This window comes from Fervidicoccaceae archaeon (assembly GCA_038878695.1).
GTDB lineage: Archaea > Thermoproteota > Thermoprotei_A > Sulfolobales > Fervidicoccaceae > JAVZVD01.
In genome coordinates this window covers 493,456-513,396 of sequence record JAVZVD010000001.1, presented here as the reverse complement: position 1 = coordinate 513,396, position 19,941 = coordinate 493,456, and the positions used below count along the sequence as shown (strand labels likewise).

The following is a 19,941-nucleotide window of genomic DNA, read 5'->3' as shown; positions in this document are numbered from 1 at the left end:
CCCTCACGCCACTACGCGCTCTACCGCTCCTCTTAGTGCCAAGAACACGGCCGCGCATAGCGGAAGCTCCACGAGCTCGCCTCGCTCGCCGTGGATCTCGACGTCGAAGACCTCGACGTCGAGATCCACCGAGAGAGCCACCGCGGCTGTTCCGTCGAAAGGCGAGAGAGAGCACGTCAAGCTGAAGGCCTCGAGCTCCCGCGGACGAACCTCGACGACAGGCATCCCCGTCTTGCCGTTGAGAGAGCCCGGGAGTCTCACGAGCCTGTGGACGTCTATCGTGACTTTCTCATCCACGTGCACCGAGGCCTTAGGAATCAACTCCTCTAAGTCACGCCCTTTCAACTCGCCAAACGTGAGCACCTTGTCATCACTCAGACCCAGCTCATCATAGATGACGCGGCCTAATCTCCCCCTCCATCCGGCGTCACGCGGACTCGGCGCTACCGCAGAGCTCCGCGGCCTCTTAGCTTCTCCGCCGAGCTCCAGCACCTCCCGTAGCTCCAGCCCCACTCCCTTGAGGTAGTCGACCAGCTCTCTCCTCTCATCGCCGTTCAGCTCGAGAAGCTCTTTGGACGTAACGTGGACGTGGAACCCGCGATTGCCCGAGAAGTATACGTGGACGTCATCTACCCCGAAGTCGTTCTCGAGCACTCGCAAGAGCTTCGCGGTTTCTCGCGCCGCCAGCTTGAGGCACTCGGGGGAGACCTCGCTGAGGTCGATAAGCTCGCGGGAGCCGCAAGCCGGGCACGCGATCGATTTGCCACGACCCTCAACCTCGAAGCTCCTCCCGCAGGAGGAGCAGGCCCACCTGGTCTTCGGGTTCTCGCAGCCGGGTAAGTGATCCGCGTCTATGTCGAAGATGAGGTCGCTGCCTAGCCAGACCTTCTGCTCCATGTATGGAACCTCGGGGAATAAGAATCGAGCCGAGGAGTAGTAGGCGTGCGCGGGGGGATTCCTCACGAGATATCTCCTCAGCTCCGCTTCAGTTTTGAAGGAGAGATGCCTGATGTAAGTCGAGCTGCCCAAGGGCTGAAACGCCCACTCTCTCGCGGCGTAGTCCTCGGGAAGGACTACCTCGGCCCTGGCGTAATAGGAGGCGAAGAGGCTCCTCAGCCAATCGAGACCGGAGAGCTCAGAGCGTTCTCGGGGCCACGTAGACCGCAAACTGCGCCCCTCTCGGTAACTCGAACGTGATCTTACACGGCATATCCGTCGAGAACTGCAACCTCACTTGCTCGGCGCTCTCGGCCGGATAGACGAAGTTGGCCACGTACTCCATGCTGTAAATGGACCTCTGCTCTCCTTCTGCCTCGAGCGATAGGAGACCTCCGCCTGCCTCGGTGGTAAGCTCAACGAAGTATCGACCGAGCTCGCTCTCGTTGAATATCGTGAGCTTGTCTTCGTCAGCCATTAGGCCGAATACGTCACCCATCGGCTCTAGCAATTTCAATGTCTCAGCGAAGACCTCGGCCGGCATCGCGGCATCCGCCTTGAACGGGATCCTGAGTTCTCCGAGCTCCTCGACCTCTATGTTGAGGAGGGGGACTCTGATTCTCCGAGTTATCCTGCCACGTAGAGTAAGCTCTATTCCCCCTCTCTTAGCCTCGAGCACGAGCTCTTCGTCCTCGGCGGCTCTCCGAAGCAATTTGCTCAGCTCCTCGAGATTGACGGTGAGCCTCTCGCCCCTCCCCTCGTACTCGCTGAAGGAGTCAGCCGGGATGAAGAGGTCAATCATGACGACGCGGCTAGGATCCATAGCACGGAGCCTGAGTCCTTCCGGCTCGACCTTCAGAGTGCTTTCTCGTATCACTTTAGCTGCTCCTCTCAATATGGCGCTCCAGAGCGACGCGTCTGGGAAAGACAGCTTCACGTTTTCGCACCCTAGAGAAGCGCTCCTCCGGCCTCTTTGCCGGCCACCTCAAATTAAAGCTAACATTCTCTCGAGCCGCCTGCGGATGGAGAGCGAGAGAAGGTAAGCGTTTCTTAGATTCACCCAGCCTGAGTACTTCTTCCCGGACCTTGCTAGCGCCTCTCTCAGCTCCTCCTCGAGCCTCTTGGAGGAGTAGAGCAGCCCCCTCAGCTCCTCTCTGAGATTCTCGCTACCGCTACTCATACTCCCTCCACGTGTGATTACACCTAACACACCTGAAGAACCTTGTAGGAGGCTCGTCCGCCCTCCGCGTCTGCACGACCCAGTAGTAGACCTCGTCGTGACCGCACCTAGGGCAGAAGACCTCGTTCTTGAGCTTGGGCAAGAGCTCGAGAGAGCTCTTCTCCTCGACCACTACCCCGCTCGTTGCTCTACGCTTAGGCACCTCGGGGAGCTTAGCCGCTCCGCCTGGAGCCTCCGTGCTCGTGTAGCCGCAGCTAGGGCAGACCAGCGACTTTGTCGAGCTCCCTCTCGTGTACTTCATCAGTGTGCCGCATTTGGGGCAGAACACGCTCCCTCACTCTCAACGACGAGCTATTGTCTAGTCTCGATCGACTCTTTTGACCTTAATCTCTCCACGAGCTCTCCTGTCTCGAGGGCCACCTTATTTAGGAACTTCGCGAGGTCCTTTATCTCGCCGAGCTCAGCCCCGAGCGCTCGCACCACGAGAGGGGCCTCCTTTGCCGCCTCCCACGTTGCTAGGACCCTCCTGACCTCCCTCATAGCCTTCTCCTCGCTCAGGCTCTTCATTAGATCCTCGTCGATCGTCCTCACGATGAGCTTGTCGAAGCTCTCGCCCCTCAGGATAGCCCCTACCAATAGACCCTCCCTGGCGTGAAGGAACAGCTTCCTGCTCTCTCTCTTCATCTTCCGCGGAGGCCCTCCGCGATTAGAGACTCGAGCCTCTCTAGCTTACTCACGAGGCCGCCCATGGCTTCCACGAGAACCTCCATCGGGTCCTTCCCCGGCTTCGTCCTAAGCAGAAGCTCGAACCTCTCAATTAGGGGATGCTTTACTACATAATATGCTAGCTCTACGTCTTCTCTCGACTGGAGCTCCTTCGCTAGCATGTTGCCGAAGGTGTGCGTCTCGCCTATCACCTCCACTCGCAGGACGTTGCCGCTCCGCTCTTTGATCACTATCTTCTCGGTAGACGTAGGGGCCTCGAGCAATCTCTGGAATCCCTCCGGCGCTCTTCCTCCTTCCTCCGCCCTCTGTTGCGAGGAGGAAAGATCGTTTATAAAAGCGAGCGGTCCTCGAGAGATCAGCTCGCGACTCGGTCTTCGCGCTTTCGCCCCCTCGACGATGGCATGGAGCGACCGCTCTCCTCACTTCTTCGCGAAGCAGCGCGCAGAAGCTCCTCGAGAGCTCGCCTCCTATCCACCCCGAGGAAGATTCTCCCGTCCTTGCTCTCGACGAGGACCCCCGCGCCCTTGCCTATCTCGACTATCGCAGCTGGGTCGAGCTCTGTGAGGTGCGCCGCGACGGCCACAACCTCGCGGGCCGCTCCCCCGCATAGAGTGCTCGAGGCTTCGAGTAACTCACTGAGAGGGAGCACGTGTTTCCTAAGCTCTTCGACGCTGCTCCTAACGATGAGCTCCCCTCCTCTATCCTCGTAGGAAATCTTCAGAGCGCTCAGAAGCTCTTTGAGAGCCTCTAGTGGAACGGCTCTACCAAGGACCTCAGCGAGACGGCCCTTCGGAAGGAACGTCACGCCAATCGCCTGGTCCTTCAGTCTGAGAGATGCCAAGGCTCTCTTCACGTTGTCGACGCTCCTCGCGAGACTTATCTCGTCTCCTCGTAGCGTGATCTCGAGTTTGTTGCCTCGAAGCCTATAGCTGACGAGCTGAGCTTGCACGGCCTTCGCGATAAGCTCGAGGGCCTTCTCGGGTTCGCGCGGCACTTTGAGCACGAGCTTTCTCTTACGCAATTTTAAATCACCTTGCTCAGGTTGAGGTAATCCTTGGAGACACGCCTCTTCTCCGAGTTCCCGCACCTGGGGCACTTGAGAGTTCCCGACAGCCTCTCAAGCCTCAGAGCTGCCCCGCACCTCGAGCAGGAGGCGAGCACAACGCCCAGCGTGTGGGCAGGGCCTGAGATCGTCAACTGATAGGGGTTCTCGGAATTCAGGACTCTGCACTTGAGCAGGTCTCCCAGGCCTAACACATCATACATCGAGTCTACGTTTGAGCCAACCTGACTCACGTGGAGGAGCCCGGCCAGCGGAAAAGACGTCTCGAACAATTTATCTTGCTCGAAGAGTCCCACTATGGTTATGAGAGCCACTTCGCTTCTCAGACTCGAAACAAAGCCTAGGACCACCGAATCTTTGGTCGGGATCCTGTACTTTTTTGGGAGACCTCTACAGTTAACGGTCCTCCTCAACAGGTTTATCTCAGCTCGGCCGAGCACGGTCGATATTATATAGCCTTCGTGCTCATGCGTGTTCTCGCCCGGACTCAGCTCCTCGATGACTCCCAACACGTCGCCGGGCACAACGATCAGCTCACGCTTCACGCTGGACTCCTACCTCGCGCATCTTGTCCGAGACCAGGAGCACGACGGGGAATCTCACGGTCTTGGCTACGTGATGTTCCATAGTCTGTCTCAGGAGCATCGTGTATTTTTTCATTTTCACTACGACGAAGCCTCTCGATCTCAGGAATCTGCTCAGGAAGTCGAGCGAGCTCTCATTATAGATATGAAGGCTGAGGATCCTATCCGAGAGGGTCGAGGCCGCGGCCAGAAACTCTCTGTCTGCTCCTCTGCGCGAAGTACCGAATGGCGGGTTCATGATCGCGGTGGAACCGTCCATGGGCCTCAGAGGAGGCCTCCTGACGTCGCTCAGCACGACCTCGACTCTCTCAGAGACGCCAGCGATACGCGCGTTGTCCAGCAGTACGCGTATCTGCCTCTCGTCGATCTCCAGCCCCACGCACTCCGCGCCGAGGAGAGCCGCTCCAATGCACAGCCTACCCGTGCCGGCGCCTAGGTCTACTACGATGCGCCCGCTCAATCCTCTCCCCGCGAGCTCCTCTTCCCAAAGCAGGTCGGCCGCTATGTGAGCCGGCGTAGGGTACTGCTCGAGGTCCCGCCTGGGGCTGAGGGGCTCCGCTAGCTTCTCCAGCGCGAGCTCCAACTCCTTCTTACGGCTCACCACGGGAATCTATACCTCTCGAGGTCGCCGGTCAAAACCATTAGGGCCTCGCCGGGGCTGAGCACGGGCTTGTGGAACTCCTGCAACGTGAAATCGTCTATAGGGACTCTGGGGCAGGAAGTCACCACGTGGACGTCTATCTGGGGCGAGTCCGCGTTGAGCAGCTCTGCGGAGCTTACGTTTCTCGAGTAGAACAGATAGTACTTCAGCTTCTTCGCTCTTATCAGATCCGCGAGCTTGAGGATGAGTTCTCGCCTATGCTGGCCCGGCGGCGAGCCCGCCCAGAGGGCCCACCTCTCGGCTTTCAGGGAGGCTATGATCTTCGCGTAGCGCCTCCTAAGCCAGGTCCGCTTCATCGAGGCGAGGTCAATGACCTTCTCCTCGATGGGGTCAACTTGGAGCGTTGGGACGTCGGTCGATAGAGCGGCCCCTAGAGCGTGGAAAACGCCGCTGGCCAACACCACGACGCACTGATAAGCCCCTCGCAGCTCGATCAACGGTCCGTAGTCGCAGCCTAACACGGAGTGCTCGATCGCTCCCCGCATCACCGGCTCGAGGTCCTCGGCGGCGAGGCGCTCGACTAGTCGCGGGAGCAGCCAATCGTGTTGAGCCGTGGTTATGAGGACCGGTTTGCTGCACTCTCGAGCCCTGAGCTCCGAGACCAGCTGCTCCACCAAGTGCTCAGATAAGCCGGGAGATCTCAGCGAGGCCGGAACGAAGATCACTTCGGGCTCCCGGGGGAGCAGAGCAGCGTAGCCGCGCGGTCTATGACCGTAGTGGACGATCAGCTGGACGCCTAGCGACTTGGCCTCCTCGATGGGAACGACGCAGGGACCCCAGCAAGGCTCTCCGTGCACGTAGAACTCCGCTCCAGTGGCATCGCGGAGGGCGTCGACTAGCTCGGCTGCGTACCTCTTCATGCCGTCGGGCAGTTGGAGCAGAACGAGGCTGTAGCGCTTCTCTTTGACGTATTTAGCTATCTTCTCTACTTCGAAGTCGTAGGGGGGCTCCATAGTGGAGCTTCAATCTCCTCTCGCGGGCTCTGCCCGGTTCTCGGCCGACCTCAGCTGCTCGACCACTATCCTGCTGCGTATGGGGAGCTTAGACTTACCGATCCTAAGCGCAGATTTCGCCACCTCCACGTGTTCCTTCTTAACGTAGACCTCCGCTATCACCGTGCCCGGGGACACTCTGGCGGCCGTTCCTATGGGCTTGCCGAACGAGAGCCTCATGCCGTCCTGCAGCCTATCGGCTCCCGCGAAAGCCATCATTTTGTTCTCCCTCAATACGTGGTGAGGGTAAGGTCTCACTTTAAAGAAGTACTTGTCCTCGCCGACTCTGGTGCTCAGCGTCTTGTGGACCATGACCCTCATAGCCTCTAGGGCGTTGTGACGCACCTGGCCGGCCTCTAAAGCCTCGAGGTAGACCACGTAGTCCGGCTCGATATTCCTGTTGCCCATCTCGAATTTCGTTATCTTGGGCTGGGGGACTCCTGGTATGTACTCCTTCCGAGTGTAAGGAGGCGACGTGAAGTGGGTGTAGCACCTGGCCGGCCTCAGCGGCACGACTGCTCACCACGCACTTCGCTGATCCTCTGCTCTCAAAGGGCTATTATTTCTCGTTGCTAACGAGGAGCTCTCGAAACATAGGATCCAGGCCCTCAGGTCTCCGTGTAGGACTTCTCTCTCGCAGTAGAGCCTCATGCCGATCCTCTCCGCCTCCTCTAGAGCTCTCTTCCTGCTCGGGGTGATCAAGACGAGCGAGCCGTCCTCGGTCAGCAATTCATTCGACGCGTCGAAGAGCTTAGCGAGAGAGTAAGCCGAAGCTCTAGGCGTTCCGAGTCTTATCCCGTAGGGAGGGTTCGTCACTATTCTCTTCGCGATCCTCCTGCCAAGGAGGCTCGGTAAATCTCTCACGTCGCTCCTCAACGTCTCGAGCCTCTCGAGGACTCCGGCGGCCGCCGCGTTGTGCTTCGCGATCCTCAAACTCTCCTCGCTCACATCGCCGCAGACGGCGCGAGAGGTCTCGAAGTATAAGAGAGCCTCTATGGGGATGGTGCCTCCGCCGCACATGGGGTCGATGAGCAGTTCGCCGTCACGCATGCCCGACAACATTATCATAGCAAAGGCTATTGGTGGCTTCAGCGAGGCTGTGTGCTCTCTCACTCTATACCAACGCCTGTGCAGGCTCGAGTCCCCCGTGAGACTTACTCCTATGGTTAGCCTAGAGCCGAAGAGCTCCGCTATCACGACTACCTCCGGCGCGTTCAGATGCACTTTGACATGCACTCCGCGACTCGCACATCTCTCGAAGACAGCCCGGCCGACCTCTCTCGAGACGTCCAGCGAGGTGAAGCTGTGTTCTCCGACGCGCTCGCTTCTGACTGCGAAAATGGCTCCGTCGTGTAGTATCCTCTCCCACTCGATCTCGAGCGCGACGCTTCGGATCCCCTCGGGAGAGAGGCTGACTAGCTCCGTCTCGGCGAGGACTTCGTAGGCGCTTGTGAGAAGCCTGGAGATCTGCACTAGCTTCTCGGCGCCCTCGCGGCTCAGCTCAACGAGTAGTCTGCCGCGCTCTTCTCGGAGAGGCTCGCAATTCGGCTCGACTGATTTGCACTCCTCGGCTAATAGATCCTCGAGGCCCGGCACGGTTTTCAAGACATAGAGCAAGAGGCTCTCCTCCTCGCTCGCCTCAAGACGTAGAGTATTCTCCTAGCCTCGGCCTCCGTCGGCTGGGCTCGTTTCACGACCCTCCTGAAGGCTATCTTAGAGGATCTGGCCTTGCCCTCGTCTTTCACCACGCAGTCCGCCAAGACGTTGAAGCTGTCCTCGAGGAATCTGAGCGTCTCTTCGCTAGCCGGAGGAGTTCTTCGACACCTCCGCTTGGTCACGTAGAGCTCATAGAGCAGTATCGCGACCGCGTGCGAGAGGTTGAGAGCGGGGTAGCTGTCGCTTGATTGAATGTTGACGAGGACGTCGCAGCTCTCGAGCTCTCTCCTCGTCAGACCCGTGCTTTCTCTCCCAAAGACGAGAGCTATGGGCAAGCCTGTCTCCTCGTAAATCGCAGCGAGTTGCTGGGGCGTGATCGCATTGCGCAATACGTCGTCCTCTCGCGCTATAGCGCTGGTGCACACTCTGAGCTCGCCAGGCTCGAATGCCTCCTCAAGTCTTCCGACGACTAGAGGAGGCTCGAGGAGAGCCGCCGCTTTGGCAGCATACCTCCTGGCCTCCTCCCCATAGGCAGCTCTCGGCTCAACCAGCACCACGCGCTTCACGTCGAAGTTCGCGGCCAGCCTCATCACGAATCCGAGATTGACCTCGCCTTCTACTCCCACAAGGACTACCTTGACATTCATTCCTCGAGGCGACCTTCGCTCGATGCTTCCCGAGAGTTTTCTCCTCAGAGAGAAAGCGAATTGCTCCCCATAAACGGCTAACGCCTTCTTTAGACGTCGATGCCGTCTCGGTGGCGATCATTCGACGCTCCTCGAGACGATCTAATCGAGCCGTCCTCACATGCTCGCTCGGGTCGCACGCCAAGAGGTCAGAGAGTTCCGAGCGATCTCGAGCAGGAGCTCTGGGCTGAGGTCTCTGCACCTCTGATCCTCCGCCACAGCGCTCGCCACGATTCTCGAGGCCTCCGGCTCTCTCACCCCCAAAGCTCGCAGACACGAGTGGACGACCTTCTTGGCCAGTTTGTTGCGAGCCGAGAAAACACAGGCCGATAGCTTCTCCAAGAGTCTGCCCAGCTCTCTCTCGTAGGGAGATCTCCGCTCCAGCGCCACAACGGTTGTGCAGACTTCGGGCTCGGGGTAGAAGTCTCCCGGGTCGAAGTCGCCTAATCTCTTCACTCTAAAGTGCAGAGACGTGACCACAGTCAGTCTGCCGTATTCTCGGGAGCCGGGCCTGGCCGTCAATCTCCTCGCAACTTCCCTCTGAACTCCGATAACCGCCCTCTGGATGTTGTTGTTTCGTGCTAGCGCCAAGAGTATGAGGCTCGCCACCGAGAATGGAGCGCTCGTGAAAACGCCGTAGACTCGGGCCTCTTCGAGGAGCTCGAGCGCGTCGGCTAGCACGAGGGAGACATTGGGGAGGGAGGCGAGCAGCACGCTGGCCGCCCCGAAGAGCCTCTCATCGCATTCGACACTTATCACCTCCAGATCGCTCCGCGCAGCCGCCACGCTGTAGGTCAGGGTGCCGAGGCCCGTGCCCACCTCGAGGATCCAGCCAGATGGCCACTTAGCAACTTCGGAGCGGAACGTCTCCAAGTAGCGGGGCGATATCGAGAAGTTCTGCCCTCTCCTCTTTGAGGCCCGTACCCCGTGCTCCCTCAACATATGCTTGGTTAGCTCGAGGAGGGCCCTCCTAGAACGCAGAGCCTCCTCGAGCGCGAAGCTCAACGCTCGGCTCTCTCTCCGAGCGAATAGAGCCTGCGCAGGTAGCCCAGGTACCTCGCGTCGCGCTCCCCCTCTCGAGGCCTCACAAAGAGGTAGTGTCTCTGACCTCCACGTAGCTCGATCAAGATGCGCTCCGCTATGAGCTTGCTGGGGTCCTGCAGCCTTATGCCTCGCATCGAGAGTCTTTTCTCCAAGTCCTCGAACGACTCGAATCTCCGGATCCTCCTCTCCTCGAGTATAGCGCCCAAGCACTTCTTCCCAATGCCCGGTATGAGCTCCAACGCGTGCATCTTGAGCGTGAGAGGCTCGGACACGTTGAAGATCTCGACGAAGATCTTCTCCTTCTCCTTCACCAGCTGCTCGATAACGTTCTTTAGATTTTCGACCGCGACAGATGTGAGCTCCTCGAAGCTTATGGGGGCTACTATGCTCCTAACAGGCCCGCGCCCAACGTATTCCGGGTTCACGTAGAGCCTCTCGCCTGGCTTGAAGTCTTCACCGTGCCTCGTCACGATCTCCATCAACGTAAAGTGCTTCTCGCCGATCGCTTGGACCAGCGGCTCACGCCTGTGTTCCGGGTGCCTATCGAGTGGGTTGCCCTGCGGCAGGAAATCTAGCACTATGGCGAAGTCCTCCGGGAAGGGTCTGCGCTCGAAGCGCTTAGGGAAGCCGCGCCCTCCCTCGCTTCGGTCTAATCCTCTCCACAAGAATCTTTTACCTCAGACGCAGAGCTTGAGCGTCTCGAGAGCTTTCTCGATCTTCTCGGGCCCAATGTCTCGGTCCTGTTGGAGTAGGAGAGCTCGAAGCTCGCTCTGGTCTCTTGGTAGAGTGTTAACGAGGAGAGCGCTGCTCTCCGCAGAGAAGCCCAGCTCCACTAGCCTCCGCTTGACTTCGCCGGCGCGATCTCCGCACTTGGACGTAGACGAGAGGTACTCTGCTACTCTCTTCATGATGACGTTGGTGAGGGTTTCTCGGAGCTTGGAGTTCACTATCGACATAGCCTCAGCGTTGCTCACCGGCTCCACGCTCAGAATTTTCCGTGCCACGGGCTCTCTACCCTCCGATCAGAGTCTCGAGCTTCGGTTCAATGTCCGAGCAAGCGGTTCAGAGGACGCAGATGCTCTGGCCTAACGAAAAGGATCTTCTTCTTGCCTCCGAGCTCCACCTTGACCTCGTAGGCGCGCCCTCGGCGGCCGACCACTGTGCCGGTCAACCCGTGGTATCTACGGTGGGGCATGCCGGCGTGGATTGCCGGGTTCGCTATCAGGGCCACCTTGTCTCCTACCTTGTACTCTATCATGAGGAGGCTGAGCGGGGGCACTCCTCCGCGTTCTCTGACGCTCTTCCTGAGAAGCTTCCTAGTTCTGTGTCTCGTCCCTTTAGAGGGCTTAACCACTCCCCAAGCACCTCGTTGTAGTGACGAAGGGTCGGATCACTTACGTTGTTTATTTTTCTTCTCTTTCGCCGTCTATAAATTTAGTTTTTGGCTCGAGGCCCTCCGCTTACTCGGGCTCCTCGACGTGCAGCACGTCGAGCTCTACGCACGACATATTGACGCCCGTTACGCTCGAGAAGCTGGGTTCGGTTCTGCCTCCATCTCCCGAGACGAGCTCTTTGACGTATAATCCCCCCTCCGCTCTTATCAAGGCCTCGAAGATCCTTCGAGTGTATTGAAGCGTCTTGACCTCGTAGACTGCCTTCTTCCTGACGATATCGGCTCTTCTGGCGAGTACGCGCAGCGGCGTCCTCTGGTTGACGACCGTGTTGCGGAAGGCCTCCTCCAAGCTCTTCAAGGTCTCGGGGCTCAGGGGAGCGGAGGCAACAATGAGAGCCTTATAGACTTTCCTCTTCAGGGCGTCGCTGCCCTTGACGCGTCTGACGTCGCTCTTCCCCGCTTTCCTCTCGAGCTCGAACTTGACCCAAGCGCTGCGCCTGTTCACGAGGCTCGTCAGGAATTCCGCGTTAATGCGCGCGCGTCTCGGGTTCTTTATTTCGACAACTAACGTCCTCCCTCTCCCCAGCATTCTCGCGTCAACGTCCTCGCGGCCCGAGGCGTGTATCACCACGTCGGCTCCGCCGAAGTACTCTCTCAGAGGCTCGAGCGCGTCCTGGACCGAGAACTCATAGACTTTACTTCCGTCTCGCTTGACCCACCTGGCCTGACTTATGTTCCTCCCGATTTTGAGGTACCTCCCGTAAATTCTCACGGGGTTGAGCGAGAGCTCGAGAGTCCAATCGTCGAGGTTGACTAGGATCAGCGCCTCCGGGTTCGAGAAGTCCACCGTTAGCCCGGTCAGAGCCTGTATAGCTTTGCCTAGCTCTCGCTTCACCTCGTTCTTCAGACTCTCCGCCGAGGTGATCGAGTGCCTTCTCCAGAGCTCGTCCTCGAGTCTTAACGCTAGCGCACCCCCTCTCACGCCGACGACGAACGTCTCCGCCATGCTGTTCTTCAGGAGCTCCGAGGCTCTCTCCGCCAAGGCTCGGAGCTCCCCCATCAGTCCGCCGCAGAGCCTGCAAGAACCCGGGGGCTCCTCTCGCCCTATTCCGAGAGCTCTCAGACTCTCGCCAAATTCGATTGGAAGGCTTCTCGCTATTCTGCGCAGAGCCTCCCTGGCCTCTTCGTCGCCGCTCACCGCCTTCGAGTAAAGCTCGGCCACGGCAACGAGCGCGAGGGCTCTGCCTCTCTCGGCATTCGTGAGGCCCCGCAGGAGGGAGGCGAACTGTCTGCCGAGGCACGAGAAGCAGAGGGGCCCCTCGGCGAGGAGCTCCAGTGTCTTCTCTACGAGCGAGGGTCCCCCGCGCAAAGATCCATCACCATGTTGCCGAGCGCTATGAGCTCCTCGAGTCTTAAAGCTGCGGGAGCCTCCAGCAGCTTGTCGCAGTAGAGCTCCGTCGTCTCTGGCGGGAGCTCCGGGTCGAGCACGGCGAAGCCCTCTGATAACGCGTCGCAAGTCAAAGCGGCGAGCTCCCGCTTCGAGTCGCGAGGAACGATGCAGGGGAGGCGCTCCTCGACCTCCAGCCTCCGCGCTCGTCGCGAAAGCAGCGAGGCCACGAGGCCGAGCGAGCTCTCCTCGTCTTCCCTTAGATTCCTCACGCGGCTTCCCTCGACTAAAAGCCGAACCCTTGCCTCGTAGAATATCAAGAGAACTTCCGCGTCCCTCCTGATGCTGCCCGAGAGGAGCAGAGCGCCAGCGAGAGCGCGCGCCGCCTTGGCCAGAGCGCGAGCGTCGCTGGGGGCCCCCGACAGCGCCACGAGTATCCTCCGCCTTCGCTTAGTCATTGCCCGCCTAGCCGGAAACGCTTCAATAGCTCCCTCCTCCTCTTGAGCTGCTTGAGAGCTCTCCTCATCTGCGCATAGTATTTGAGGAGCTCCTGTACCTCCTCGGGTTTGAGTCCGCTGCCGAACGCTACCCTCCTCAACCTGCTCTTCTCCCTGATCAATAGCTCGGGTTTCTCCAGCTCCTCGTATGTCATGCTCTGGATCGCTGCCAGCCACTTGTCTAGCTTCTTCTCGCTCATCTTCATGCTCTCCTCGGAGATAGAGGCGAGGTCGAGGCCCGGTATCATCTTGAGGATCTTCCCGAGAGGCCCCATGCGTCTTATTTCGTAGAGCTGCCTATAGACCAGCCTCATGTCGAGCCTTCCGCTGAGCATCTCGCGGGCCTGTTCCTCGAGCTCTTCGGTCTCCTCGAGAGAGCTCAGCCTCTCCAAGAGGCCTTCGATATCGCCCATCCCCAGGAGCCTGCCGACGAATCTGGTCGGCTTGAACACCTCGATGTCCTCGAGCTTCTCGCCAGTCCCAACGAACTTCACGCGCGCTCCCGTGACCGCCACGGCGGAGAGAGCTCCCCCTCCTCTGGCACTGCCGTCGAGCTTCGTCAGGAATATCGACCCCACGGGCGCCGCGGCATGGAATCTCTCGGCTAGATCTCGGGCCTTCTGACCTATCGTTGCGTCGAGCACGAGCATTATCTCGTCCGGCTTTATGGCGTCGGCGAGCCTCTTCATCTCATCGAGGAGAGCGGCCTCGCTACCGTAGCCGTGTCTGCCTGCCGTATCTACGATCACGACGTCGACTTTCTTCTCGATCATGTTTCTCAGGCCCTCTTCAGCCAACTCGATCGGCGATTTACCGTCTTTGGAGCCGTAGAACTCAACGCCCAATCGCTCCGCTATCTGCTTCAACTGCTCGTAGGCCGCCGGCCTGTGCGTGTCGGTTTGGACTAGCCCTACTTTCATCTTTCTGTTCTTGTAGTACCAAGCAAGCTTCCCCGCGCTAGTGGTCTTGCCGCTGCCTTGTACTCCTACTAACATGATGACGTAGGGTCTCTTCTCCGGTAAGATCTGCGGCTCTTCCGAGCCGCCGAGGAATTTGACCAGCTCCTCGTAGATTATCTTCACGAACCAATCTCTCCTGGTCACTCCGGGCGGCGGGATCTCCTGAAGAGCTCTCTTGCGCAGCCTGTCACTAAGCTCCATGACCAATCTCACGTTGACGTCTCCCCTTATGAGCTCTCGCTGGAGATCTCTGACGAACTCCTCGACGCTTTTCTCGTAAGGAGCGGTCGAAGAAATGAATCTCCTCAGCGCGTCTCTGAGGCCCGCGAAGATTTCCACGTTCTCTTTCCTCTGGAGTCTCGGGCATCTTAGCCGCGGACGCGCATCACGAGTCTGCGATTCATTACCTCCCAATATTCGACCTCGGCGCCCACCGAGATCTTAGAGGCGAGCTCGGGGTCGCTCGGCTTCTCGACCTCGAAGACCTCGTAACTCTCCAGGTCCATGAGCTGCAACGACTTGCCAGTATCCGCGAGCACCTGAGCCACTCTCTTGAGCACCACCGGGACCTCGACTCTCTGGTCGACGGGAGCCACGAGCGTTTTCTTGGAGCCGCTGAAAAGCCCCACCGCGACGACATGGGCCTTCGCGCTTCCGTGCTTCCCCGTCTTCGCCTTGGTTATCTCTACTACGCGGCACGGCTCGTTGTCTATCACCATGAAGCTTCCCTCTTTGAGTTCTCCCAGCTCGACGTAGTTTACTCCCAACTCGGAGGCACCGCGCGGATTCGTTTTGCGAGCTCTTGTGGGCTTTCGTGAAGTAAAAAGCTTGAGCCCGACGAGCGTCGAGGAGAGAAGAGGCTTAAAGGCCGCGCGAGAGATTAACCGAGGCCCCGTGGCCTAGCCAGGATAGGGTGCCGGCCTTCTAAGCCGGTGGTCCCGGGTTCGAATCCCGGCGGGGCCGCCAAGAGATCAGAGCACGAGATCCCTCAGGTCCAATATTTTCTCGAATCCTCCCTCGTGCTCCACGACCAATCTCACGAGGTCCCTCGCGGCCTCGACCCTCTCTAAGACTACTCTATCGCTCGTAGCGGCCGCTCTCTCGGGCTCCTCAGAGCACTTCTCAATGATGGAAGAGTCGGCCTTTTGGGAGAGCAAGAATCTCGCCTCAGCCACGGGCCACGGGAGTTTTCGAAGGCTCGCGGCCAGCTCGGCGCTTCTCGACCTTCGCTCGTCCAACACGAAGATTAAGGCCTCGACGTTAGTGGAGCCTAGCGCCTCAGAGAGTCGCGATGCCGCCCTGAGGAGGGCCTCACGCGTCTTCCTCGAGCGGCCCTCGGCCGAGGCGATGTCGCGTATCACGAGGTCAGTGCAGAGGTAAAGCTTCCCCCCCTCTAGGTACTCGCTGACGCTGGTGAGCACGTTGTAGACGTCGACTACCAATAGCTTCGCGCTCGAACCGACTTCAAGCTTGCGCGCTACCGACAGATTATACTCCTCCTCGTGGACGCACCTCCCTAGCAGAGCTAGCTCCGTCTTAGTGAGCCGATACCTAGAGCCCACGAGCTGAAGAGACGACTTCTTCGGGTAGCCTCTGTTGAGCAAATAGTATAGATCTCTCGCTGCCTCGCTCAACTTCTCGGCTCCGATAAGATCCTCGTTAATTCCTCTCTCACCTTTTCCGAGCTGATCGGGGCATCGATCCTGAGGTAAGCGTGAGTGCTCTTCCCTCCTCCCCTGCCACCGAGGACCTCTGATATCCTCTTGACGAGCGTCAGGCCATCGACGATCTCGGCGGCCTTCGCCCCCAAGCTCAGCTCGATCAGCGTCGAGCCGTCGGAGCTCGCCACCCTGGCGACCACGACGTCTTTGGCTCTCTCCGCGGCCTCCTTCAGGACCTCCGTGGCCAACTTATCATCGTTGAGCTCGTCGTTGAGTACGTACACCGAGAAGGGGCCGACCCTCTCGGCCTTCGATAGGATCTCCTCTAATAGCCTGAGCTTCGCCAATTGCCTGTACCTCGATAGCAGACTCTTGAGCTCGCTCAGCTCATCACGGAGAGATCGAGCCCTCTTGTCAACGCTCTCTCTGTCTCCTCCGATGACGCTCGCTACGCCATCGAGCTTCTCCTCGAGGCTCCTCGCGTAGACAGCGACCTCAGTGCCGGCGACGAGCTCGAGCCTGTAGACTCCTTCCTGTAGCTTGGCGAGGCTCGTTATCTTGACGCCGCCTATCTCTCCCGTGCTCCTCACGTGAGTCCCAAAGCAGGCCTGAGCATCGTGGCCCTCGATCTCGACGATCCTCAATCGAGCTTGAAGCGGCGCTCCCCCTTGGTAAATCGAGAAGCCGTATCTCTCCTCCGCCTCGTTCCTATCGATGAGGTAAGACCTGACGGGTCTGTTCTCTAGCACGAGAGAATTCACGATTTCCTCGACGCGCGCGAGCTCCTCTCTGCTCAGCGGCTTGTAGTGCGTGAAGTCCAGCCTAGCCTTCTCGGGAGTCTTCTCGGCTCCGGCCTGCCAAACGTGGGGTCCGAGGATCCTCCTCAGAGCTCCTAGAACGAGGTGAGTCGCAGTGTGATGCCTCATCAGCTTGTAGCGCTTGGCCCTATCTATTTCTACTTCGACTACGTCGCCCGGCGCGAGACCGTGATCCTGTCTCTCTAGTTTGTGGATTATTTTGCCTCCCACTGCCTCGGCCGATGCTATGGCAATTCTCCTCCCCTTAGGGTCTATGATCCACGCCGAGTCTCCGAGCTGTCCTCCGCCGGTCGGATAAACTATGGTCGCGTCCAGCACGACCTCGGCCCCTTTCACGGCGAGCACTCTAGCCTTGATCCTCCAGGCGTAAGGATCCTCGTGGAATATCCTGAGGGTCTCCGGAAGACCTCGCAGCCAAGCCGGCTCCTCGGGCACCTCCATCGGCCTACTCATTCCTTCCCTAGCGATTAGCGAGTAGAAGCCCCTCGGTATCTCCACCGATACGCCGGCCCTCGCGACGAGCTCCGGGGGTATTCCCAGCTCGCTGTAGACCCGCCTCAGATTCTCGATAGTGGGTCCACGCTTGAGCAGAGCCACGGCTCTCGGGAGGTTCTCCCTCAGCACTTGCTTGAACTTCTCCTCCTCGACTATTGTGGCGTCCAGCACGTAGTTCGCGTTCTCTCTGAGAGAGGGGAACTGACCGCCCCACAACTCGACCTGAAGCTCCACGAGATCGGCCAGCGAGGCTTCGCTCCCGAGCAACGCTATGTTCCTTAAGGCCCTCCTCGCCACGAGTCTGGCCAGATAACCCTCGCCCTGATTAGAAGGAACCACTCCATCGGCTAGCATGAAGGCTAGAGTCTTCGTGTGGTCAAGGAGGCTGTAGAGCTTGGCCTCTCGGTCGAGCGCTCGAGCCGCCTCGGAGCGCTCTGCGCCGATCTCCTCGGCCACGGTCGCTACGACTCTCTCGAGCGTCTCGGGTTTCTCTACGTTCATGAGGCCTGCTCTCCTGAAAGCCGCCTCGAGGAGGCCTCTGGGGGGCTTCTCTAGGCCGAGAAGAGAGCGGAATTTCTCGAGTAGGCCCCCGTAGATCGCGTGGAAAGCCGTCGGGGTCTTACTGGTGAACCACGCTATTCGCTCTATTCCGTAACCCGTATCGACGATCTTAAGCGGTATGGGCTCGAGCCTCTCGCCGTCGAGCCTATATTGCATGAAGACGAGCGTGGCCACCTCTAAGCCCCCCGAGGCCACCTCAAAGCACGGGCCCGCGTTGCCACCTCCTTGCCACCACGATTCCTTGAAGGTCAGGCTCTTCCCGGGCACCCCGAGCTCATCGACGAAGAACTCGTAGGCGTATCTGACCGTCTCGTCCTTCCAATAGAGCCACTCTCTCTCCGAGTTGAAAGCGTGATGGCCTCCCATCTCGAATAAAGTTAGATGCCTCCCCAGCGTGAGGCCTACGTTATCTATGTCCTCGAGCCTGATGCATGGCTGACATATCACCAGCGGGTTGGCCGGCGGAGGCGCAACGCCGCTCGTCACGTGGGGCTGAAAGACGACTATGCTGGCTATCGTGAGATAGAGGTCTTCTCTCCACCTAGCCACGACGGGTCTGGGTCTCTGAATCTCGTGCCCGCGCTTTTCGAAGAACTTGAGAAAGCGCTCTCTCGACTCAGCCACGCCAGTGGCGCTCTTCACCGGGATGCGATCGAAGAAGTACTCGACGCATGGAGCATCTTGACAAGTTTGCGCGTCCGGATCCAGAGTCCAGAAGGGCCTGCCGCATACTCTGCAAGTCTTCCTAACGAAACCTAGCTCGTCGAAGAACTCGACCCTATATTCGTCCTCGCTTGTCATGCATCGACCCCTCTCTCCGTCCTCGAGACCCAGGGCTCTCAGCTCTGGAGGTCTCAGACTTAAATCTGAGCGCTCACGCTTAGAGGGCGCTCGGCGTTGGCGTTCTCGGCTTCTTCGGATCTCATCCGAAGAGGGCGGCTAGGCCCGAGGCCAGCTCCTCTTCGCTCAGCTCCTTCTTCTCCTCCTCGGCCTCCTTCTCCTTCTCCTCCTCGACCGAGGCCTTGGCCTGGACCGCCGGCGCCGGGGCCGGGGCCGCCGGGACTTCGAGGCCCAGCTCCCTCGCGCGGTCGCCGAGAGCAGCGACGACGGCTCGCGCTCTAGCCACGGCCAGTGCGATCACTTCCCTTTCGACCCCTCTGAGGAGGAGGCCGGCTGCGCCGGCCAGAGCAGCCGCTCTTGCACGCGCGAGCAACACAGCCGCGCTCAGCGCCTCGGGCTCGGGCACCGCGGCCCTAGTCGCCACGCCGAGCGCTAGGCTCTGAGCTCTCGATACTTCGTTCCTGAAGCTCTCGAGGTCGAGCTCGAGCTCTTCTTTTTTGAGCAGCGTGCTCCCGTCGACAGCTGCCTCGAGCTCAATGTAGGCCTCACCGCCGATCACACCGAGCCTCTGAAGCAGCGAGGCCAGCTCCGCCGATATCACGTCGCCCGCCTTCGCTACCTTCGTGTCCTTGGCGATCCATATGGTGCCTCCCTGCACCTTCGTCGGGATCCTCAATTTGCTGAAGGAGCTGAGCACAGGGCCCGGTTTGAGGCCCGTGTCACCCGCTGGGACCACGATGTCTCTCGTGGCTTTCATACCAGGTCTAGCCGGTATCGGCACGAGGGCCCTGCGCAGCGCAGCGTTTAGAGCAAAAGCGTTGAGCTTCGAGAACACGAGGAGTTTCTGCCCCCGCAGCAGAGGCTCGAGCTTTTCGAGGACCTCAGGCCTCGCTCTTCGAGCTGCCACAGCGAAAAGCGTGCTCTTTACCACCTTCAACAGTACGTCGTTACCGTGCAGATCCCTGACTAGACTCTTTATTTTCTGGAGCACCGAGGCCGGCAGGTTCTCGAGCCTGGCCACCCCTATTACGGGGTACTCACGCAGGAGCCGCTCTATCTCAGCTACGGCCTCGACCTTGTAGCGAGGTGGCGCGCGTCCGACCCTAGCGACGCTCAACGCCTTTCTCTACCTCCGCTGGCCCGCTCCCGCCCCTATCTCCACAACCGGCCCCATTGTGCGCTTCAGGTAAATCTTCTTGATCGTCTTTCCCCCCATCTTCTCGCCGATCTTCTCGAGCACCGCGCTCGCGTTGGCCACCAACTCCTCGATGCTGTTATCGACGGTCCCTATCCTGACCTGCACGTGAGGCTGCTCCTTCATCTTTAAGTTCACTGCCCTCCTGAAGAGGTCGAGTGTCGACGCTATCGAGGCCCCCGCCGGCAGAGGAGCTGGGGCCTTGCCTCTGGGCCCGAGAGCGGGCCCCAGCGTTCGGCCGACCAAAGGCATGAGCTCTCTCTGAACGAGAACCCAATCACACGTCTCGGCGATCTTCCTCGCTTTCTTCTTGTTACCCGAAAGCTCTTCTAGCGCTCCCCGGTCCAACACCAGGTAAGCGCCGGCCTCTCTGGCTCGAATTGCCGTCTCGCCCTCGGCGGCCACGCACACTTTGACCTCTTTCGCGGGAGGATGTGGTAGATAGAGCGTCTCTCTCCACTTCATCTCCTCGGGCTTCAATTCCGTCTTCTTAAAAGTCACTATCAACTCAATGCTCTCCCTGAAATTCCTCCGCGATCGGTCGCTCAGGAGAGCTTGCAGAGAGCTCCTAATGGACTCAACGAGATCGGTGGTCACCAGCATTTCC

25 protein-coding genes and 1 tRNA gene are annotated in these 19,941 nt (G+C 59.3%); 1 reads left to right on the top strand and 25 read right to left on the bottom strand.

Annotation, left to right across the window (positions count from 1 at the left end; genetic code table 11):
* Positions 1–3: 3 nt before the first annotated feature.
* From QXU97_02935 to QXU97_02835, 21 genes are all read right to left on the bottom strand, one after another.
* Positions 4–1,167 (bottom strand): DNA primase small subunit domain-containing protein, encoded by a 1,164-nt coding sequence (locus QXU97_02935; GenBank protein ID MEM4035554.1) that lies wholly within the window; start codon positions 1,165–1,167, stop codon positions 4–6.
* Positions 1,136–1,873, bottom strand: coding sequence for a DNA polymerase sliding clamp (locus QXU97_02930; protein MEM4035553.1), 738 nt, complete (start codon positions 1,871–1,873; stop codon positions 1,136–1,138). The genes QXU97_02935 and QXU97_02930 overlap by 32 nt, the downstream gene beginning before the upstream one ends.
* Before the next feature lie 48 nt (positions 1,874–1,921).
* Entirely contained in the window at positions 1,922–2,116 is a 195-nt protein-coding gene (locus QXU97_02925; GenBank protein ID MEM4035552.1) for a hypothetical protein, read from the bottom strand.
* The gene (locus tag QXU97_02920; protein MEM4035551.1) at positions 2,109–2,444 is read right to left on the bottom strand and encodes a transcription factor S; all 336 of its coding nucleotides are present in this window, start codon (positions 2,442–2,444) and stop codon (positions 2,109–2,111) included. The genes QXU97_02925 and QXU97_02920 overlap by 8 nt, the downstream gene beginning before the upstream one ends.
* Before the next feature lie 23 nt (positions 2,445–2,467).
* Complete coding sequence (locus tag QXU97_02915; GenBank protein MEM4035550.1) at positions 2,468–2,800, bottom strand: hypothetical protein; 333 nt, start codon at positions 2,798–2,800, stop codon at positions 2,468–2,470.
* Positions 2,797–3,105 (bottom strand): DNA-directed RNA polymerase subunit L, encoded by a 309-nt coding sequence (locus QXU97_02910; protein ID MEM4035549.1) that lies wholly within the window; start codon positions 3,103–3,105, stop codon positions 2,797–2,799. The genes QXU97_02915 and QXU97_02910 overlap by 4 nt, the downstream gene beginning before the upstream one ends.
* 92 nt (positions 3,106–3,197) lie before the next feature.
* Complete coding sequence (locus tag QXU97_02905) at positions 3,198–3,863, bottom strand: DUF2067 family protein (GenBank protein MEM4035548.1); 666 nt, start codon at positions 3,861–3,863, stop codon at positions 3,198–3,200.
* Between the two features lie 2 nt (positions 3,864–3,865).
* Positions 3,866–4,450, bottom strand: a complete 585-nt coding sequence (locus QXU97_02900; protein ID MEM4035547.1) for an exosome complex RNA-binding protein Csl4 — start codon at positions 4,448–4,450, stop codon at positions 3,866–3,868.
* On the bottom strand, positions 4,440–5,093 hold the full coding sequence (locus QXU97_02895; GenBank protein ID MEM4035546.1) for an METTL5 family protein: 654 nt from the start codon (positions 5,091–5,093) through the stop codon (positions 4,440–4,442). Before QXU97_02895 ends, QXU97_02900 begins: the two co-directional genes overlap by 11 nt.
* The gene (gene dph2 / locus QXU97_02890; protein MEM4035545.1) at positions 5,087–6,103 is read right to left on the bottom strand and encodes a diphthamide biosynthesis enzyme Dph2; all 1,017 of its coding nucleotides are present in this window, start codon (positions 6,101–6,103) and stop codon (positions 5,087–5,089) included. The genes QXU97_02895 and dph2 overlap by 7 nt, the downstream gene beginning before the upstream one ends.
* Positions 6,104–6,112: 9 nt before the next feature.
* The gene (locus QXU97_02885; protein MEM4035544.1) at positions 6,113–6,655 is read right to left on the bottom strand and encodes a 50S ribosomal protein L16; all 543 of its coding nucleotides are present in this window, start codon (positions 6,653–6,655) and stop codon (positions 6,113–6,115) included.
* 6 nt (positions 6,656–6,661) lie between these two features.
* Entirely contained in the window at positions 6,662–7,759 is a 1,098-nt protein-coding gene (locus QXU97_02880) for a THUMP domain-containing protein (protein ID MEM4035543.1), read from the bottom strand.
* Positions 7,744–8,445 (bottom strand): TrmH family RNA methyltransferase, encoded by a 702-nt coding sequence (locus QXU97_02875; GenBank protein ID MEM4035542.1) that lies wholly within the window; start codon positions 8,443–8,445, stop codon positions 7,744–7,746. Before QXU97_02875 ends, QXU97_02880 begins: the two co-directional genes overlap by 16 nt.
* A gap of 156 nt (positions 8,446–8,601) precedes the next feature.
* Positions 8,602–9,489, bottom strand: coding sequence for an rRNA adenine dimethyltransferase family protein (locus QXU97_02870; GenBank protein ID MEM4035541.1), 888 nt, complete (start codon positions 9,487–9,489; stop codon positions 8,602–8,604).
* Positions 9,486–10,193 carry a DUF655 domain-containing protein gene (locus QXU97_02865; GenBank protein ID MEM4035540.1) on the bottom strand — a complete coding sequence of 236 codons (708 nt, stop codon included), beginning with the start codon at positions 10,191–10,193 and terminating at the stop codon, positions 9,486–9,488. Before QXU97_02865 ends, QXU97_02870 begins: the two co-directional genes overlap by 4 nt.
* A gap of 12 nt (positions 10,194–10,205) precedes the next feature.
* Positions 10,206–10,532 carry a hypothetical protein gene (locus QXU97_02860; GenBank protein MEM4035539.1) on the bottom strand — a complete coding sequence of 109 codons (327 nt, stop codon included), beginning with the start codon at positions 10,530–10,532 and terminating at the stop codon, positions 10,206–10,208.
* A 38-nt stretch (positions 10,533–10,570) separates the two neighbouring features.
* Entirely contained in the window at positions 10,571–10,882 is a 312-nt protein-coding gene (locus QXU97_02855) for a 50S ribosomal protein L21e (GenBank protein ID MEM4035538.1), read from the bottom strand.
* A 106-nt stretch (positions 10,883–10,988) separates the two neighbouring features.
* Entirely contained in the window at positions 10,989–12,290 is a 1,302-nt protein-coding gene (locus tag QXU97_02850) for a tRNA pseudouridine(54/55) synthase Pus10 (GenBank protein MEM4035537.1), read from the bottom strand.
* Positions 12,266–12,766: a hypothetical protein gene (locus QXU97_02845; GenBank protein MEM4035536.1), complete on the bottom strand. Its 501-nt coding sequence runs from the start codon at positions 12,764–12,766 to the stop codon at positions 12,266–12,268. The genes QXU97_02850 and QXU97_02845 overlap by 25 nt, the downstream gene beginning before the upstream one ends.
* Complete coding sequence (locus QXU97_02840; GenBank protein MEM4035535.1) at positions 12,763–14,103, bottom strand: signal recognition particle protein Srp54; 1,341 nt, start codon at positions 14,101–14,103, stop codon at positions 12,763–12,765. The genes QXU97_02845 and QXU97_02840 overlap by 4 nt, the downstream gene beginning before the upstream one ends.
* Positions 14,104–14,132: 29 nt before the next feature.
* Positions 14,133–14,531, bottom strand: a complete 399-nt coding sequence (locus QXU97_02835; protein ID MEM4035534.1) for a translation initiation factor IF-5A — start codon at positions 14,529–14,531, stop codon at positions 14,133–14,135.
* A 121-nt stretch (positions 14,532–14,652) separates the two neighbouring features.
* Between QXU97_02835 and QXU97_02830 the strand changes: the two genes are divergently transcribed.
* Positions 14,653–14,730 (top strand) — tRNA-Arg (locus tag QXU97_02830).
* 5 nt (positions 14,731–14,735) lie between these two features.
* Here the strand turns inward: QXU97_02830 and QXU97_02825 are convergent.
* From QXU97_02825 to QXU97_02810, 4 genes are all read right to left on the bottom strand, one after another.
* A complete protein-coding gene (locus QXU97_02825; GenBank protein ID MEM4035533.1) occupies positions 14,736–15,398 on the bottom strand; it encodes a DUF434 domain-containing protein in 663 nt (220 codons plus the stop codon).
* A complete protein-coding gene (gene alaS / locus QXU97_02820; protein ID MEM4035532.1) occupies positions 15,395–18,100 on the bottom strand; it encodes an alanine--tRNA ligase in 2,706 nt (901 codons plus the stop codon). The genes QXU97_02825 and alaS overlap by 4 nt, the downstream gene beginning before the upstream one ends.
* A 121-nt stretch (positions 18,101–18,221) precedes the next feature.
* Positions 18,222–19,256 carry a 50S ribosomal protein L10 gene (gene rplJ, locus QXU97_02815; protein ID MEM4035531.1) on the bottom strand — a complete coding sequence of 345 codons (1,035 nt, stop codon included), beginning with the start codon at positions 19,254–19,256 and terminating at the stop codon, positions 18,222–18,224.
* Between the two features lie 9 nt (positions 19,257–19,265).
* On the bottom strand, positions 19,266–19,937 hold the full coding sequence (locus tag QXU97_02810) for a 50S ribosomal protein L1 (protein MEM4035530.1): 672 nt from the start codon (positions 19,935–19,937) through the stop codon (positions 19,266–19,268).
* Positions 19,938–19,941 lie beyond the last annotated feature (4 nt).

Bases quoted from the DNA above. Each gene is read 5' to 3' on its own strand.
- QXU97_02925 (MEM4035552.1), bottom strand. From the start codon at position 2,116: ATGAGTAGCGGTAGCGAGAATCTCAGAGAGGAGCTGAGGGGGCTGCTC.
- QXU97_02915 (MEM4035550.1), bottom strand. From the start codon at position 2,800: ATGAAGAGAGAGAGCAGGAAGCTGTTCCTTCACGCCAGGGAGGGTCTA.
- dph2 (MEM4035545.1), bottom strand. From the start codon at position 6,103: ATGGAGCCCCCCTACGACTTCGAAGTAGAGAAGATAGCTAAATACGTC.
- QXU97_02875 (MEM4035542.1), bottom strand. From the start codon at position 8,445: ATGAATGTCAAGGTAGTCCTTGTGGGAGTAGAAGGCGAGGTCAATCTC.
- QXU97_02845 (MEM4035536.1), bottom strand. From the start codon at position 12,766: ATGACTAAGCGAAGGCGGAGGATACTCGTGGCGCTGTCGGGGGCCCCC.
- alaS (MEM4035532.1), bottom strand. From the start codon at position 18,100: ATGACAAGCGAGGACGAATATAGGGTCGAGTTCTTCGACGAGCTAGGT.
- QXU97_02810 (MEM4035530.1), bottom strand. From the start codon at position 19,937: ATGCTGGTGACCACCGATCTCGTTGAGTCCATTAGGAGCTCTCTGCAA.